Genomic DNA, 15,911 nt, shown 5'->3' with positions numbered 1-15,911 from the left:
AAGCGCCGGCCGGGCTGAATGGTGGCCTCTAACGCCGGCCGGGCTGGTTCGGCCTCAAGCGCCCGTCGGGCTGAGGGGCGGCCTCAAACGCCGGCCGGGCTGAATGGTGGCCTCAAACGCCGGCCGGGCTGGTTCGGCCTCAAGCGCCCGTCGGGCTGAAGGAGGGTGGGTGGGCGTGGCGTGGGTGGGTGGGGGCGAAAGTCGCGGATGATCGACCGGGTGGCCGCAGGCAGCCCGCGCATTCGGGTATCGATTTGGTGAACGGCGGCGTGTCGCGGTGTCGACTAACGTCCCGGGGTATTCCGCAAATCCGGAAAGTTGATCAACTTTTAGCCGGCGAGCCCATTAAAGGACTCTGTTGGTCCATTGCGCATGGATAATCGCGGTACTCCTCATGCGGAAGGCGGAACTCCGCACTACTCCGCAAGGAGGGGACCGGGTTGCGAAACCTCCCAAGGTGCCCGGAAACCGCCGGGGCACGCGGGACGTCCTGAGTGGTACGGGGATCGGCGAAGACGTGCGAGAGGTTCGCGCTGATAACAAAAGTGTTTCGCGAAGGAAAAGTCCGCGTGAGGTATGACACGCGTGATCTCGGTGCTTGATCGATCCGACTTCGATCGGGCAAGCTGAACCGTCAGACCGACCGGGACGGCACGAATTCCTGGCCAACTGTAATGTTGGGACTGTTTTCGGGGGTCCAGGGAGAGATATGGGGAGTGATTCCCGCAGTCCCGAGCGCGTACCCGGCACGAGCGACGACGACTCGTCGGGCATCGACGCCGCGGTCATCGACCCGGACGTGGTCATGGGCCAGGCCGGCCGCGAGAATTTCCCCGTCGCGATGGGGATCCTGCGCCCCGATCACCGGCGGCATCTGCTGGCGATCTACGGATTCGCCCGCCTCGTGGACGACATCGGCGACGAGGCGACCGGCGACCGGGTCGCCCAGCTCGACGCCTTCGAGCGCGACGTGCGTCGGGTGTACGACGGCACCCCCGAGCTGGAGGTGCTGCGGCGACTCCAGCCGAGCGTGCGCGAACTCGACCTGCCGATCGAGCCGCTGCTGGGCCTGATCGAGGCGAACCGCCAGGACCAGGTGGTCCGCCGCTACAAGACGTACGCGGACCTGGTCGCCTACTGCGAACTGTCGGCCAACCCCGTCGGGCGACTCGTGCTGCACGTGTTCGGCCGGGTGAGCGACGAGCGGATCGCGCGCTCCGACGAGATCTGCACCGCGCTGCAGATCGTGGAGCACCTCCAAGACGTCGCCGAGGACCTCGAACGGGACAGGATCTACCTGCCGCAAGAGGACCTGGAGCGATTCGGCGTCGACGAGGCCGACCTCGCCGCCGCGCACGCGACACCCGCCGTGCGCCGGCTGATCGCCTGTGAGGCACACCGCGCGACGCTGCTGCTGCGCTCGGGCGCACCGCTCGCGGGGACACTGCGAGGCCGTGAACGCCTCGCGATCGCCGGGTTCGTGGCCGGTGGACGAGCGGCCGTGACCGCGATCAAGGACGTCGGCTTCGACGTCCTCGCCCACCGGGCCAAGCCCGGTAAGGCATCCCTGTTGCGTGAGCTGTCCGGCGTACTGGTACGAAAGAGGTAAAAGGGGAACCATGGACGTCGACGCTTCGTACGCCTATTGCGAGCGCCTGACTCGCAATCAGGCGCGCAACTTCTACTACGGCATCCGGTTGCTGCCCGAGCCCAAACGCCTCGCGCTCAGCGCCGTGTACGCCTTCGCGCGAGAGATCGACGACATCGGCGACGGCGACCTGCCGGCGGACCGCAAGGTGGCCGAGCTGGCTCGCATGCGCAAGCAGCTCACCGACCTCTCGTCCTATCGGGACCCGGTCGCCGCGGCGCTGAGCGATGCCGCGAACCGTTTTCCGATCCCGTTGCCCGCACTCGACGAACTGATCGACGGCGTCGAGATGGACGTTCGAGAGACCGAATACGAGACCTTCGACGAGCTGCGGGTGTACTGCCGCTGCGTCGCGGGCACCGTCGGCCGACTCTCGCTGGGCATCTTCGGCTCGCGCGACTCGCTGCACGCGCCCGACCTCGCGGACACGCTCGGCATCGCGCTCCAGATCACCAACATCCTCCGCGACATCAAGGAGGACAAGGACAACGGCCGGGTCTACCTGCCGCGCGAGGACCTCGCCAAGTTCGGCTTGGAGGACGCCTGGCACAAGGGGGGCCGGTTCACCCCGAGCACGGCCTTCGACGACCTCGTGCGCTTCGAGGGCGAACGCGCCGAGCGGCTCTTCGAGCGTGGGCTCACCCTGCTCCCGTTGCTCGATCGGCGCAGCGCCGCGAGTACGGGTGCGATGGCCGGGATCTACCGCCGGCTGCTGACCAGAATCGTCGAGGAACCCGGTCAGGTACTGATGGGTCGGCTGTCCCTGCCGGGCTGGGAGAAGGCCGAGATCGCCGGCCGCGCCCTGGCCGGTCTGCCGGTCGGCGCGCACTCGCTGTTGGCCCGTCGCCGGTGAGTCGTGGACGATGACCCACCGACGGCACAAGGCGCGACACCGACTCCGGACTCGGGGCCGGTACGGGGATTGATCACGTGGGTACGGAGCAAGGCATGAGGGCACGCATGGTGGTGATCGGGGGTGGCCTCGCGGGCATCACCGCCGCACTGACCGCCGCCGAGGCCGGCGTCGAGGTCACCCTGCTCGAAGGCAGACCACGACTGGGCGGCGCGACGTTCTCGCTCAACCGCGACGGCATGTGGCTCGACAACGGGCAGCACGTCTTCCTGCGCTGCTGCACCGAGTACCTCGCCTTCCTCGACCGGATCGGCAGCGCCGACAAGGTCTACCTCCAGCCGCGGCTGCAGGTGCCGGTGCGCACGCCGTGGGGGACCAGGGCCGAGCTCAGGCGCTCCGCCCTGCCCGCACCGTTCCACCTGTCCTCGACGCTCGCGCGCTACCCGCTGCTGACCATGGCCGGCCGGGCCCGGGTGGGGCTGGCCGCGCTCGCGCTGCGCCGACTCGACCCCACCGATCCGGCCCTGGACGAGATCACCTTCGCCGCGTGGCTGGACCGGTTCAAGGTCACCGCCCGCGAACGCGAGGCGATGTGGGACCTGATCGGCATCGCGACGCTCAACCTGCCCGCCACCGAGGCCTCGCTCGCGATGGCCGTCAAGGTCTTTCGCACCGGCGTCCTGGACCGCAACGACGGCGCCGACATCGGCTGGAGCCTGGTCCCCCTCCAGGAGCTGCACGGCGACGCCGCCGGCCGGGCCCTGGATCGCGCGGGCGTACGGGTGCGCGTGCGCGCCCGCGTGCAGGCGATCGACCCCGGCCCGGACGGCTTCGCGATCGACGTCGACGGCGAGCGCCTGGCCGCCGACGCGGTGGTGCTCGCGGTACCGCATCACGACGCGGCCCGACTGCTGCCGCCGCGGTCGCTGCTCCTGGACGGCGTACGCTCCGACCCCACACTGTTGGCCGGCCTGGGCACGTCGCCCATCGTGAACCTGCACGTGGTCTACGACCGCCCGGTCCTGGACACCCCGCTGGCGTGCGGGATCGGCGGCCCGGTGCAGTGGATGTTCGACCGCAGCGCCGGACACGGCCTGGAGCCGGGGCGCTACGTAGCCGTATCGCTGTCCGCGGCCACTACCGAAATCGACCTGACGAGTGCTCGTCTGCGGGATAGGTTCGTCCCCGAGCTGGCGCGTGTGCTGCCCGCCGCCCGGGCCGCGCGGATCGAACGGTTCGTCGTCACCAAGGAACGGGCGGCGACCTTTCGCCCCGCACCCGGATCGGGGCGGCTGCGCCCCGGCCCGCGTACCGCGGTTCCCGGTCTCGCCCTGGCCGGGGCGTGGACCGCCACCGGATGGCCCGCGACGATGGAGGGCGCCGTCCGCAGCGGCCTTTCCGCCGCCCACGAGGCCCTCCCGCATCTCGGCCGCACCCGTGCCATCCCGGAGAGGACGACGCCGCTATGACGCTCGCCGACGCATCGATCGCCCCCGCCGTGCTCGATCGTGCTCGCGAGGCCAGCCGCCCCGCGCTGCGCGTCGCCACCGCGAGACTCGAACCGCCGCTGGCCCGCGTGGCCGCCTACCACATGGGTTGGGCCGACGAGGCCGGCCGCGAACTGCCCGGCAACGGCGGCAAGGCGCTGCGCCCCGCGCTCGCGCTGCTGTCCGCGGAGGCGGTCGGCGCCTCGGTCGGGGTCGGCGTGCCGGGCGCGGTCGCGGTCGAACTCGTGCACAACTTCTCGCTGATCCACGACGACCTCATGGACGGCGACGAGGAGCGCAGGCACCGACCCACCGCGTGGAAGGTGTTCGGCCCGGGCCTGGCCGTACTCGCCGGCGACGGCCTGCTCGTGCTCGCCGAACAGGTCCTGATGGACGCCGACGACGCCGACGGCGACCGGGCCGCGCGCCTGCTCACCGAGGCCACCGCGCGGCTCATCGACGGCCAGTCACAGGACCTGTCCTTCGAGACCCGACTCGACGTCAGCGTCGAGGAGTGTCTGACCATGGCCGGCAACAAGACCGGGGCGCTGCTCGCGTGCGCGTCCTCGATCGGCGCCGCGCTCGCGGGGGCCGACGAACGCACGGTGCAGGCGCTGTACGGGTTCGGCCACCATCTGGGCGTCGCCTTCCAGGCGGTCGACGACCTGTTGGGGATCTGGGGCAGCCCCGAAGTCACCGGCAAACCCGCGTGGAACGACCTGCGCCGCCGCAAGAAGTCCGTGCCCGTGGTCGCGGCCCTCACCGAGGACTCGGCGGCCGGCCGCGAACTGGCACGCATCTACACCGAGGACGGGCCACGCAACGAGGAGGGTCTCGCCTTGGCCGCCCGCCTCGTCGAGGAGGCGGGCGGTCGTGCCCGCGCCGAGGCCGAGGCCGGTCGCCACCTGGAACAGGCGATGGCGTGCCTGGACTCCCTGGACGTCCCCCAAGGTCCCTACACGGATCTCACGTCCCTCGCGGCCTTCACCACAACACGCAAGCTCTGACGGGAAGTTGTGAACACATGACAGTGACCGTCCAGTCGGGCGTCGAAGACGTCGACGACGACAAGGTCAGGGACGCTCTCGCCAAGGCCGTCGCGCATCTGATGGAGCTTCAGGACGATGCCGGCTGGTGGAAGGGCGAGCTCGAAACCAATGTGACCATGGACGCCGAGGACCTGCTCTTCCGGGAGTTCCTCGGCATTCGCACCGAGGAACAGACCCAGGCGAGTGCCCGGTGGATCCGCGCCAATCAGCGCGAGGACGGCACGTGGGCGACGTTCAAGGACGGCCCCGCCGACCTTTCGGTGACGATCGAGGCGTACGTCGCGCTCAAGCTCGCGGGCCACGACCCGGGTGCGAAGCACATGACGGCCGCCGCCGAGTTCATCCGCGAAGGCGGCGGGATCGCGAACGCCCGCGTGTTCACCCGCTTTTGGCTCGCGTTCTTCGGGTGGTACTCGTGGGACGACCTGCCGGTGCTGCCGCCGGAGATCGTCTTCCTGCCCAAGTGGTTCCCGCTCAACGTCTACGACTTCGCCTGCTGGGCGCGGCAGACCATCGTCCCGCTCACCATCGTCAGTTCGCTGCGCCCGGTGCGCCCCGCGCCGTTCCCGCTCGCCGAGCTGCGGCCGACCCGGGACGTCCCCGGACGCAAGGACGCGGACGACCCGTGGTCGAAGGTGTTCCGCGCGCTCGACGCGGTGCTACACCAGTACCAGAAGCACCCGGTCCGACCGCTGCGCAAGACCGCGATGCGCAAGGCCGCGCAGTGGATCATCGAGCGCCAGGAGGCGGACGGCGGTTGGGGCGGCATCCAGCCGCCGTGGGTCTACTCGCTGATCGCGCTGCGCCTGATGGGCTATCCGCTCAACCACCCCGTGATGGCCCAGGGCATCAAGGGTCTCGACGGTTTCACCATCGTGGACACCGACGAGGACGGCGAACTGCGGCGGCGCTTCGAGGCGTGCCAGTCGCCGGTGTGGGACACCGGGCTGACCCTGGTCGCGCTGCGCGACGCGGGCGTTCCGGCCGCCGACCCGCGCGTGGTCAAGGCCGCGGAATGGCTGATGGACGAGGAGATCCGCGAGATCGGCGACTGGGCCGTGCGCCGGCCCGACCTCGAACCGGGTGGGTGGGCCTTCGAGTTCGCCAACGACTGGTACCCCGACACCGACGACACGGCCGAGATCGTGATGGCCCTGCGCTACACCGACCACCCCGACGGCGCGCGCAAGGCCGCCGTGCTCGATCGCGCCGAGCGGTGGACGGCCGGGATGCGCAGCAAGGACGGCGGCTGGGGCGCGTTCGACGCCGACAACGTCAGCGTTTTGCCGCTCAAGCTGCCGTTCTCCGATTTCGGCGCGGTCACCGACCCGCCGTCGGCCGATGTCACCGCGCACATCGTGGAGATGCTCGCGGACGGCGGACCGCGCTACAGCTCCTACGTCGTGGACGGCGTCAAGTGGCTGATGGAGCATCAGGAGAGCGACGGCTCGTGGTTCGGCCGCTGGGGCGCGAACTACGTCTACGGCACCGGCGCGGTGGTGCCCGCGCTGGTGACCGCCGGCGTCGACCCGCGGCACAGCGCGATCCGGCGCGCGGTGCGGTGGTTGGAGACCAAGCAGAACCCCGACGGCGGCTGGGGCGAGGACCTGCGCAGCTACGCCGACCCCGAGGGCTGGTCCGGGCGCGGCGAGTCGACCGCGTCGCAGACCGCGTGGGCCCTGCTCGCGCTGCACGCGGCCGGCGAGTTCGGCGAGATCGCGCAGCGCGGGATCACCTGGCTGACCGACCGTCAAAACGCGTCGGGCGGGTGGGACGAGCCGCAGTTCACCGGTACCGGGTTCCCCGGCGACTTCTACATCAAGTACCACATGTATCGGCTCGTCTTCCCCGTGATGGCGCTCGGCCGCTATGCCGAAACGACGGGCTGATCCATGCCCCTGATGGTCGTCACCCCGCTGCGGATAGAGATGCGCGCGGTCGAAGCGGGCCTGCTGGGCGCGTGGAACGTGCGCGTGGTGCGCTCGGGGATGGGACCGGACAAGGCCCGCGCTCGCGCGCGGGCCTTGTCCGCGCTCCCGGCCGAGGAGTTCGCCACGCTCGCGGTCGCGGGCTTCGGCGCCGGGGTCGGTCCCGGCGTCGAGGTCGGTGACGTGGTCGTGGCCTCCGAGGTGCGCGGCCCCGACGGCACGGTGATCGACCTGCCCGAATCCGCGGTGCTGCTGGAGTGGTTGCACCGGGTGCGACCGCAACTGAAACTGCACCTCGGACCGATCGAGACCGTCGACAAGGTGGTCAAGGGTCGGGCCCGGCAGGCGCTGCGCGAGCGAGGGGTGTTCGCGGCCGACATGGAGTCGGTCCACCTGCTCGCGGCGGCCGGCTCTCGTCCGGCCGCGGTCCTGCGCGTGATCACCGACACACCGGAGCGCGAACTGCTGCGCCCGCGCCTCCTGGTGGACGGATTCCGGGCGTTCAAGACGTTGCGCCACGCGGCGCCGGCCCTGCTCGACTGGGCCACCGACGAGCGAACCAAGTCAGGAGGTACGGCGGGCGATGACGTTCGACCTGGGTGAGACGTACGAGGCGTACGCGGACCGCGGCTTCGAGCTGCACGCGAAGCACCTCAATCCGCAACTCCCGCGCGTGTTGCGCACGATCGGCATGGACCGCGACTACGTCCGCGCCGAGGGCCCGTACCTGTACGACGACAAGGGCGAGCGATACCTCGACTTCCTGTCCGGGTTCGGCACCTACGGCGTGGGGCGCCACCACCCGGTGGTGCGCAAGGCGATGCAGGACGTGATCGCCCTGGACCTGCCGGACATCGTGCACTTCCACACCCCACCGCTGGCCGCGGCGCTCGCCGACCGGTTGCTCGCGCGCGCGCCCGGTCTGGATCGGGTGTACTTCTGCAACAGCGGGACCGAGGCGGTCGAGGCCGCGTTGAAGTTCGCGCGCTTCGCGACCGGCCGGCGCAGGATCGTCTACATCGACCACGCCTTCCACGGCCTGACCACGGGTTCGCTGTCGGTCAACGGCGCGGCCGAGTTCCGCAAGGGCTTCGAGCCGCTGCTGCCCGACGTGGGCATCAAGCTCGGCGATCTGGACGCGCTGGCCCGGGAGTTGCGGCGCGGCGACGTCGCGGCGCTGATCATCGAGCCGATCCTGGGCAAGGGCGTGCACGCGCCGCCGCCGGGGTGGCTGGCCGCGGCGCAGAAACTGCTGCGCGAGCACGGCGCGCTGCTGATCGCCGACGAGGTGCAGACCGGGATGGGCCGCACCGGCAAGTTCTTCGCGTACGAGTGGGAGGACGGCGTCGAGCCGGACATCGTCACCGTCGCGAAGGCGCTGTCGGGCGGGTATGTGCCCATCGGCGCGACGCTCACCCGCGACTGGGTGTTCAAGAAGGTCTACTCGACGATGGACCGCGTGCTCGTGCACGACAGCACGTTCGGCGGCAACAACCAGGCGATGGCGGCGGGACTGGCGACGCTCGCGGTCCTGGACGACGAGGACCTGATCGGCAACTGTGCGCGGATGGGCGACGCGTTCGTAGCCGGGTTGGCCCCGTTGGTGGACAAGTACGAGCTGTTCTCCGAGGTACGCGGGCGCGGGCTGATGGTGGGCCTGGAGTTCGGCAAGCCGCGTTCGCTCAAGCTGCGGGCCGGGTGGACCGCGCTGCAGGCGGCCCGGCACGGGTTGTTCGCGCAGATGGTCGTGGTCCCGATGTTCCAACGGCACCGGGTGTTGACCCAGGTCGCGGGCGACCACATGGACGTCATCAAGCTGCTCCCGCCGTATGTGATCGGGCAGCAGGACGTGGACGACTTCGTCGCGGGCTTCGTGGACGTGATGGACGACGCGCACAAGGGCACCGGGCTCATGTGGGACTTCGGGCGCACGCTGATCAAGCAGGCGATGACCAACCGCTGACCCTTTCTCCGCCGGCCGGCACGGCCGGGGCTTCCTCGGCTCTGGCTTCGACCCCCTGCTGCTGTTAAGTTGATGGAGTCAATCAACCTTCAGGAGGGGGTCTGCCATGCCCGGCGCCGTGGATCTGATGATCGGCTTCCCCAGTGCTCAGGCGAAGAGTCATTACGACTTCCTCAAGCCGCAGTTGCGCGACGCGGAGAGCGGCGAGATGCAGTTCCCCGCCGAGTACATGTTCAAGGGCGTGCCGAACCACCTCGACGAGGGCGTCGACCCCATCGAGGTCACGCTCGGGCAGATGGACGCGTGCGGCGTCGCGATCGGCCTGGTCGGTCTGAGCGAGACGGCGCTGCGGGCGATCGCCGCGCACCCGGGGCGCTTTCGGCCCACCCTCGAAGTCGACCCCAACGAGATCACCACGGCGGTGCGCCGGATCCGGCGGGCACACGACGAGCACGCCATCGTCGCGGTCACCACGTTTCCGGCCGGCTGCAACCCGCAGGTCCCGGTGAGCGATCGGCGCTACTACCCGATCTACCAGACGTGCGTCGACCTGGACATCCCGATCGTGTCCAACGCCGGCATCGCCGGCCCGCGCGTGCCGTCCGCGTGTCAGGACGTCATGCACTTCGACCAAGTCTGTTACGACTTCCCGGAGTTGCGGATCGTGATGCGACACGGCGCGGAGCCGTGGGAGGAACTCGCGGTCAAGCTCATGTTGAAGTGGCCGGGGCTCTATTACATGACGTCGGCGTTCGCGCCGAAGTACTACCCCAAGGCGATCGTGGACTACGCGAACACGCGCGGTGCCGACAAGGTGATGTACGCGGGCTACTACCCGATGGGCCTGTCCCTGGAGCGGATCTTCCGCGAGTTGCCGGACGTGCCGTTCAAGCCCGACGTGCGGGCGAAGTTCCTGCGGGAGAACGCCATGAAGGTCTTCAAGCTGGGTGGTGAGTGACGATGGCGGACACGCTCGGACCCGACGCCGCGCGCGGTGCGGCTCCCCGCTACACGGTGATCTCCGCCGACGGCCACGCCGGCGCCGGAATGGACATGTATCGCGAGTTCCTGGACCCCGCGTGGCGCGAGGAGTTCGACGCCTGGCGGGAGAAATATCGCAACCCGTTCCGCGACCTCCAGGGTGACCGGCGCACCCGCAACTGGGACGACGATCGCCGGATCGCCGAACTGGAGGCGGACGGGATCGTGGCCGAGGTGGTCTTCCCCAACACCGTCCCGCCGTTCTTCCCGACCGGGCAACTCCTCGCCCGGCCGCCGTCGGCCCACTCGTACGCCCGCCGGCTGGCCGGGATCCGCGCGCACAACCGGTGGCTCGCCGCGTGGTGCGGCGGCCGGCACGCGGTGCGGCGGGCCGGGCTCGCCCAGGTGTTCCTCAACGACATCGACGACGCGGTCGCGGAGGCGGTGTGGGCGAAGGAGAACGGGCTCGCCGGGATCCTGATCCCGACCACGCCGCCGGACGTCGCCGACATCCTCCCGTTGTACGCGCCGCAGTGGGACCGGTTGTGGCAGGTGTGCCAGGACCTGGAGTTGGCGGTGGTCAACCACGGCGGGTCGGGCTCGCCCGACTACGGCGACCATCCCGCGTCGACGTTCCTGTGGATCGCCGAGGCCACCTTGTTCTCGCGCCGCCCGCTGACCCACATGCTGTTGTCGGGCGCGTTCGAGCGGTTCCCGCGGCTGAAGTTCGCGATCACCGAGCAGGGCGCGGCGTGGATCCCGCCGGTACTGCGGCAGTTGGACGGCTACCACGCACAGATGGCGTCGGGGCGGATCGGCGAACTCAAGTACACCGAGGCCGACCGGCTCGCCCAGCCGCCGAGCGCCTACTTCGCCCGCAACTGCTGGGTGGGCGCGAGCTTCCCCTCGCCCACCGAGGCGCACGCCCGGCACGAACTGGGCCTGGACCGCTACATGTGGGGCGCGGACTACCCGCACGACGAGGGCACGTATCCGTACACGCGCGAGGCCCTGCGGCGCTCCTTCCACGACGCGCCGGCGGACGAGCTGCGCGCCGTCCTGGCGGGCAACGCGGCACAGCTGTACGGGTTCGACCTCACCGCACTGGACGCGCTCGCGGCGAAGGTCGGACCCACCCACGCCGAGGTCGCGACGCCGCTGGGGGAGGTGCCAGGGGACAGCAACAGCCCGGCGTTCACCCGGGATTGACGCGCGCGGGCCGGGCGTGGGTCAGCGACCGAGCACGTGCCCGCCGCTGACGTTGACGAACTCGCCGGACATGTAGCCGGCTTCCGGCGAGGCCACGAACACCACCGCCGCCGCGATGTCCTCGGGCCGACCCACCCGCTTGACCAGGGTGGCCTCGGCCCGGCGGGCGTGCTCGGCCTCGTCGATCGTCATGTCGAAGCGGAAGCCGGTGTCCGCGACGAAGCCGGGGATCACCACGTTGGCGGTGATGCCGTCGGGGCCCACCCGGGTCGCGAGGGTGTGGTTCCACGCGTGCACGGCGGCCTTGGCCGCGCCGTAGGCGTTGTTGCCGCGCAGCCCGGCGGTCGAGCCGATCGACACGATCCGACCGCCCGGGCGGGCGATGCGCGGGAGCAGGGCCTCGGTCAACAGCACGGCGGGCAGCACCACGTGGTCGAACTGGGCGCGCCAGTGCGCCGCGACGTCAACCAGGTCGGGGCCGGCGGCCGGCGGAACACGCTCGCCGGCGTTGTTGACCAGGACGTCGATGTGCTCGGGCAGCCGTGCACAGGCGTCCTCCACGGCCTGCGGATCGGTCAGGTCGACGGCGAGCGCCGTACCGCCGAACTCCTCGGCCGCTGCGGTGATCCGGTCGAGGCGCCGACCGAGCACGATCACCCGGTCGCCCGACTTCGCGAACCGGCGGGCAACGGCCAAGCCGATACCGCTGCCACCGCCACTGACCACGACGCAACGCTCGGTTCGCATGCCGAATCCCCTCCCAGGTGCCGGAATCCTACGAGGACGCCGCCCGCGCCCCCGGATAATGTGACCAAGGGCTCCTGACCGGTTACCCGGCTGTGCAAGAGTGGCCGGATGCGTTTCGTCGAGCACCTGCTGAAGACCCTCGCGCTCGTGGTGGCCGCGGTGTGCGCGCTGGTGGCCCCCGCGATGTGGCAGGACAGCTTGCCGTCGGAGCGGACCGCCGCGGCGCTCGTGCTGGGAGCGGTCGGCGCGGTGGCCCTGGCGGCGGCGGTGGGCGGCTACGTGATCGGCAACCGGGCTCGGCGGCGCGCCGCAACCCAACCGGTGCCCTCGACGCTGCCGTTCCCGCCCAGCCCCGGACAGACCTGGCTCGACGCGGCGGCCTGGGCATCCCTGCCCGACCCCGCGCCCGCCGCGCCGCGGCCCAAGGTGTGGGCCGACCCGACGATGCCCGAAGTCCCCGTACCGCCCGACGAGATCCTGCGCCGGCTGTGGCTGGCCCGCGCGCACGTGGGGACCTACAAGAGCACCGCATTGGCGAGCGCTCGGGTCGGCGCCGCCTGGGTTCTGGGCATCGTGTTCGCCGTCGACGGTCTGCTGTTCGCGTACGGCGTCGACACCCGTCTGAACGCGGTCGACGCCGACGAGCGTGCCCAAGGGCTCGGCGGCATCCTGGCCGGCGCCGTGTTCGCGCTACCGGTGCTGCGTCTGCTCCAGGTGGTGATCTCCGACGCCCGGGCCACGTTCCGCCGCTACAACCTGCTCAACCGCGAGATCGAGACCCTGGAGGCAGCGGACGCCCGCCGCTCCTCGGGCCCCCTCGACACGTCGCACACCGGGCGCCGGGCCACCCCCGAGGTCGCCTGGACCTACGGCCTGCGGCCGGCCCTGGATCGCGCCGTCGCGGCATTCCCACAACCCGATGGTTTCCGGGACCCGATGACCATTGATGGTTCGCGGGGTCGCGGCTAGAGTCGCGCAACCCAACCCCGCACGTGCCTCTTGGAGACGGATCATGTCGGAACAGAAGAACGACGAGTTCATCGAGCCCTCGCCCGAGGAGATCGTCCTCTTCACCAAGGAGCACGTCTCGCAGATGGAGCAGACGGACGGTGACGACGTCTGGCTCCTCGCGGGCATGAACCACGTCCTGGTGCACACGGTCGGCCGCAAGAGCGGCAAGATGCACAAGGTCGCGCTGCCGTTCTGGGCGGACGAGAACGGCCACCGCGTCGTGGTCGCGTCCTTCGCCGGCGCCGAGCGCAATCCGTCGTGGTTCGTCAACCTCGCCGACCGCACGGCCAACCCGCAACTGCTCGTTCGCGTCCAAGGCGCCACGTTCTGGAGCACCGCCGAGATCCTCGAAGGCGACGACTACACCAAGACGTGGGCCGCGCTGACCGCGGACCGCGACTACTACAACAACTACCAGACCCGCACCGAACGCCGGATCCCCCTGGTCCGCCTCCCGGAGACGAGCCTGATTGCCCGCCGCGCCTGACACACCGTCAACACCCCCGTGCGCAAAGCCTCCCGGCTGTCCCGGGAGGCTTTGTCACGTTCGCGAACGGGGCCGTCACCCCGTCCCGTCACCCCGTGTCGAGCCGCCCGGTCGGGTTGTGGCGGGCGGCTCGGGTGGGGGTGGGGTCAGGCGATGGTGGGGAGTTGCGCGGTGAGGGTGGTGGGTACGGCGACGACGTCGTCGAAGCTGTACTTGCCGGGGCCGAAGTCGGCGGCGGTCAAGGCTTTCTTGCCGCCGGTGACGGTGAGCCAGACGGTGGCGTTGTCGGGTGAGACGAGCAGTGTGCCCACGCTCGGCGCACTCTTGGCGGCTGCCGTGCCCAACCACGTGCCCGGGACGCCCATCAGGGGTGCCTTGTCGTAGCCCATGCCGGTGAAGTCGGCGTAGGACAGCCGGATCGCCATGCCGCCGGCCAGGACGTACACCGTCGAGTCGGCCCCCGAGGCGTTGGTGACCACGGTCTTGTTCGAGAGCGGACGGGCCACCGCCGCCTGCAGCCAGGTCCCCGGAACGCCCATCAGGATCCGGGTGTTGTAGCCGTTCGCGGTCCACTCGGTGCCCGAGATCGGCAGCGCCGTGCCGTTCACGATCACGTACCGGCTCGCGTCCGTGCCGGACTGGTCCATCAGGACGAGTCCGGTGGAGGGCGTGCTGTTCGTCGCGGTTTGCAGCCAGGAGGTGGGTACGCCCATGTCGGGGCGGGTGTCGTAGCCGTCGGCGGTCCATTCCGCGCCGGTGATCGGCAGCGCCGCGCCGTCGACCACGACGTAGCGGTTCGCACCGCCGGCCTGGTCGTGGACGACCGTGCCGCTGGGCGGCGTGGTCGACAGGGCGTTGAAGGCCGCGTCGTCAACGATCACGATCTTGCTCAGGTCGTAGTGGTCGGGGCCCACGTCGGAGCCCGCGACGGGAAGACCGGCCCCGGCGATGATCACCTTGACGGAGGCGTTGTTCGCCGACTTCACCAACGTGCCCGAAGGCAACGTGGCCGGATTGGGGTAGGAGGGATTCGTCGGGTACGGGTTCGCGTGGTCGGTGTCCAAGCCGGTGCCGGGGGCACAGGCCCAGGCGCCCGGGCCCTGACCGGCGAGGGTCTTCTCGGCGATCAGGATCTGCTGTTGCTTCGTGGCCAGATGGGCGTTGGAGGCGTAGGCGTGCCCGCCGTACGCAGCCCACGTGCTCGCCGAGAACTGTAGGCCGCCGTAATAGCCGTTCCCGGTGTTGGCGGCCCAGTTGCCGCTGCTTTCGCACTTGGCGACCTTGTCCCACGTCGCCACGGATGCGGCGGACGCTTGGCCGCCGACCGCGAGTGTGGCGGCCAAGGACAGGAGGGCGGTGGTGGTGACGGCGAGAACGGACTTTCTGCGGGCGGTGAAAGGCATGGCGATGTCCCTCGGTGAGTACAGGCGGTGGGCGGCGTGCGGCAACCGTCGATCGGTGAGCGCAGCCGCCCGGCCGAGGTGCGGCGGGTGGCTGCGCGACGATGTGGGTCAGGCGACGGTGGGGAGTTGCGCGGTGAGGGTGGTGGGGACGGTGACGACGTCGTCGAAGCTGTACTTGCCGGGGCCGAAGTCGGCCGCGGTCAAGGCCTTCTTGCCGCCGGCGACGGTCAGCCAGACGGTGGCGTTGTCCGGCGAGACCAGCAGCGTGCCCACGCTCGGCGCACTCTTGGCGGCGAGGGTTGTCAGCCACGTGCCGGGGATGCCCATCAGTGGTGCCTTGTCGTAGCCCATGCCGGTGAAGTCGGCGTAGGACAACGGGACCGCCATGCCGCCGGCCATCACGTAGACGGTTCCGCCGCCGTTGTTGTAGGCGGTGACCACGGTCTTGTTCGGGAGCGGACGGGCCACCGCCGCCTGCAGCCAGGTTCCGGGAACGCCCATCAGCGGCCGGAGCCGGTAGTCGTCGGTGTCCCACTCGGCGCCCGAGATCGGCAGTGCGGCGCCGTCGACCATCACGTACCGGCTCGCGTCCGTGCCGGACTGGTTCATCAGTACGGTTCCGGTGGACGGAGTCCTCGAAACCGCGCTCCTGAGCCAGGTGCCGGGGACGCCCATCAGCAGCCGGGTGTCATAGCCGTTCGCGGTCCACTCGGCTCCCGAGATCGGCAGTGCGGCGCCGTCGACCATCACGTAGCGGCTCGCGTCCGTGCCGGACTGGTCCATCAGGACGAGTCCGGTGGAGGGCGTGCTGTTCGTCGCGGTTTGCAGCCAGGAGGTGGGTACGCCCATGTCGGGGCGGGTGTCGTAGCCGTCGGCGGTCCATTCCGCGCCGGTGATCGGCAGCGCCGCGCCGTCGACCACGACGTAGCGGTTCGCACCGCCGGCCTGGTCGTGGACGACCGTGCCGCTGGGCGGCGTGGTCGACAGGGCGTTGAAGGCCGCGTCGTCCACGATCACGATCTTGCTCAGGTCGTAGTGGTCGGGGCCCACGTCGGAGCCCGCGACGGGAAGACCGGCCCCGGCGATGATCACCTTGACGGAGGCGTTGTTCGCCGACTTCACCAACGTGCCCGAAGGCAACGTGG

14 protein-coding genes are annotated in these 15,911 nt (G+C 70.3%); 11 read left to right on the top strand and 3 right to left on the bottom strand.

From position 1 onward, the window contains the following. Positions 1-709 precede the first annotated feature (709 nt). The 9 genes from hpnC (at position 710) to GT354_RS50545 (ending at position 11,118) form a co-directional block, all read left to right on the top strand. Positions 710-1,609, top strand: a complete 900-nt coding sequence (gene hpnC, locus GT354_RS50585) for a squalene synthase HpnC (RefSeq protein WP_202513198.1) — start codon at positions 710-712, stop codon at positions 1,607-1,609. Between the two features lie 10 nt (positions 1,610-1,619). Beyond that, positions 1,620-2,501 carry a presqualene diphosphate synthase HpnD gene (gene hpnD / locus GT354_RS50580; protein ID WP_161365011.1) on the top strand — a complete coding sequence of 294 codons (882 nt, stop codon included), beginning with the start codon at positions 1,620-1,622 and terminating at the stop codon, positions 2,499-2,501. A 95-nt stretch (positions 2,502-2,596) separates the two neighbouring features. Further along, positions 2,597-3,970, top strand: a complete 1,374-nt coding sequence (gene hpnE, locus GT354_RS50575; protein ID WP_161365009.1) for a hydroxysqualene dehydroxylase HpnE — start codon at positions 2,597-2,599, stop codon at positions 3,968-3,970. Then, positions 3,967-4,995, top strand: coding sequence for a polyprenyl synthetase family protein (locus GT354_RS50570; RefSeq protein ID WP_161365007.1), 1,029 nt, complete (start codon positions 3,967-3,969; stop codon positions 4,993-4,995). The genes hpnE and GT354_RS50570 overlap by 4 nt, the downstream gene beginning before the upstream one ends. A gap of 17 nt (positions 4,996-5,012) precedes the next feature. Beyond that, positions 5,013-6,926 carry a squalene--hopene cyclase gene (gene shc, locus GT354_RS50565; RefSeq protein ID WP_161365005.1) on the top strand — a complete coding sequence of 638 codons (1,914 nt, stop codon included), beginning with the start codon at positions 5,013-5,015 and terminating at the stop codon, positions 6,924-6,926. A gap of 3 nt (positions 6,927-6,929) precedes the next feature. Next, positions 6,930-7,568: a 1-hydroxy-2-methyl-2-butenyl 4-diphosphate reductase gene (locus tag GT354_RS50560; protein WP_161365003.1), complete on the top strand. Its 639-nt coding sequence runs from the start codon at positions 6,930-6,932 to the stop codon at positions 7,566-7,568. Further along, positions 7,549-8,928, top strand: a complete 1,380-nt coding sequence (locus GT354_RS50555) for an aspartate aminotransferase family protein (RefSeq protein WP_161365001.1) — start codon at positions 7,549-7,551, stop codon at positions 8,926-8,928. Before GT354_RS50560 ends, GT354_RS50555 begins: the two co-directional genes overlap by 20 nt. A gap of 106 nt (positions 8,929-9,034) precedes the next feature. Next, complete coding sequence (locus tag GT354_RS50550) at positions 9,035-9,886, top strand: amidohydrolase family protein (protein WP_237536242.1); 852 nt, start codon at positions 9,035-9,037, stop codon at positions 9,884-9,886. A 2-nt stretch (positions 9,887-9,888) separates the two neighbouring features. After that, positions 9,889-11,118 carry an amidohydrolase family protein gene (locus GT354_RS50545; protein ID WP_161364999.1) on the top strand — a complete coding sequence of 410 codons (1,230 nt, stop codon included), beginning with the start codon at positions 9,889-9,891 and terminating at the stop codon, positions 11,116-11,118. A 21-nt stretch (positions 11,119-11,139) separates the two neighbouring features. Here GT354_RS50545 and GT354_RS50540 read toward each other — a convergent pair whose 3' ends face one another. After that, positions 11,140-11,865, bottom strand: a complete 726-nt coding sequence (locus tag GT354_RS50540) for an SDR family oxidoreductase (RefSeq protein WP_161364997.1) — start codon at positions 11,863-11,865, stop codon at positions 11,140-11,142. A gap of 108 nt (positions 11,866-11,973) precedes the next feature. Here GT354_RS50540 and GT354_RS50535 point away from each other — a divergent pair, with 108 nt between their 5' ends. Beyond that, a complete protein-coding gene (locus tag GT354_RS50535; protein ID WP_161364995.1) occupies positions 11,974-12,834 on the top strand; it encodes a hypothetical protein in 861 nt (286 codons plus the stop codon). A 43-nt stretch (positions 12,835-12,877) separates the two neighbouring features. Continuing rightward, on the top strand, positions 12,878-13,363 hold the full coding sequence (locus GT354_RS50530) for a nitroreductase/quinone reductase family protein (RefSeq protein WP_161364993.1): 486 nt from the start codon (positions 12,878-12,880) through the stop codon (positions 13,361-13,363). Between the two features lie 146 nt (positions 13,364-13,509). On the opposite strand, the gene GT354_RS56215 is transcribed toward GT354_RS50530, so the two are convergent. Both GT354_RS56215 and GT354_RS50520 read right to left on the bottom strand, forming a co-directional pair. Next, positions 13,510-14,766: a transglycosylase family protein gene (locus GT354_RS56215; RefSeq protein WP_161364990.1), complete on the bottom strand. Its 1,257-nt coding sequence runs from the start codon at positions 14,764-14,766 to the stop codon at positions 13,510-13,512. Positions 14,767-14,874: 108 nt separating this feature from the next. Then, positions 14,875-15,911 (bottom strand): hypothetical protein (locus GT354_RS50520; RefSeq protein ID WP_161364989.1); only part of this gene is annotated, 1,037 nt, incomplete at its 5' end.

Source organism: Streptomyces sp. SID3343 (assembly GCF_009865215.1).
Taxonomy (GTDB): Bacteria; Actinomycetota; Actinomycetes; order Streptomycetales; family Streptomycetaceae; genus Embleya.
This window is presented reverse-complemented; position numbering and strand designations above follow the sequence as displayed.

Bases quoted from the DNA above. Each gene is read 5' to 3' on its own strand.
- hpnC (WP_202513198.1), top strand. From the start codon at position 710: ATGGGGAGTGATTCCCGCAGTCCCGAGCGCGTACCCGGCACGAGCGAC.
- hpnD (WP_161365011.1), top strand. From the start codon at position 1,620: ATGGACGTCGACGCTTCGTACGCCTATTGCGAGCGCCTGACTCGCAAT.
- hpnE (WP_161365009.1), top strand. From the start codon at position 2,597: ATGAGGGCACGCATGGTGGTGATCGGGGGTGGCCTCGCGGGCATCACC.
- GT354_RS50570 (WP_161365007.1), top strand. From the start codon at position 3,967: ATGACGCTCGCCGACGCATCGATCGCCCCCGCCGTGCTCGATCGTGCT.
- shc (WP_161365005.1), top strand. From the start codon at position 5,013: ATGACAGTGACCGTCCAGTCGGGCGTCGAAGACGTCGACGACGACAAG.
- GT354_RS50560 (WP_161365003.1), top strand. From the start codon at position 6,930: ATGCCCCTGATGGTCGTCACCCCGCTGCGGATAGAGATGCGCGCGGTC.
- GT354_RS50555 (WP_161365001.1), top strand. From the start codon at position 7,549: ATGACGTTCGACCTGGGTGAGACGTACGAGGCGTACGCGGACCGCGGC.
- GT354_RS50550 (WP_237536242.1), top strand. From the start codon at position 9,035: ATGCCCGGCGCCGTGGATCTGATGATCGGCTTCCCCAGTGCTCAGGCG.
- GT354_RS50545 (WP_161364999.1), top strand. From the start codon at position 9,889: ATGGCGGACACGCTCGGACCCGACGCCGCGCGCGGTGCGGCTCCCCGC.
- GT354_RS50540 (WP_161364997.1), bottom strand. From the start codon at position 11,865: ATGCGAACCGAGCGTTGCGTCGTGGTCAGTGGCGGTGGCAGCGGTATC.
- GT354_RS50535 (WP_161364995.1), top strand. From the start codon at position 11,974: ATGCGTTTCGTCGAGCACCTGCTGAAGACCCTCGCGCTCGTGGTGGCC.
- GT354_RS50530 (WP_161364993.1), top strand. From the start codon at position 12,878: ATGTCGGAACAGAAGAACGACGAGTTCATCGAGCCCTCGCCCGAGGAG.
- GT354_RS56215 (WP_161364990.1), bottom strand. From the start codon at position 14,766: ATGCCTTTCACCGCCCGCAGAAAGTCCGTTCTCGCCGTCACCACCACC.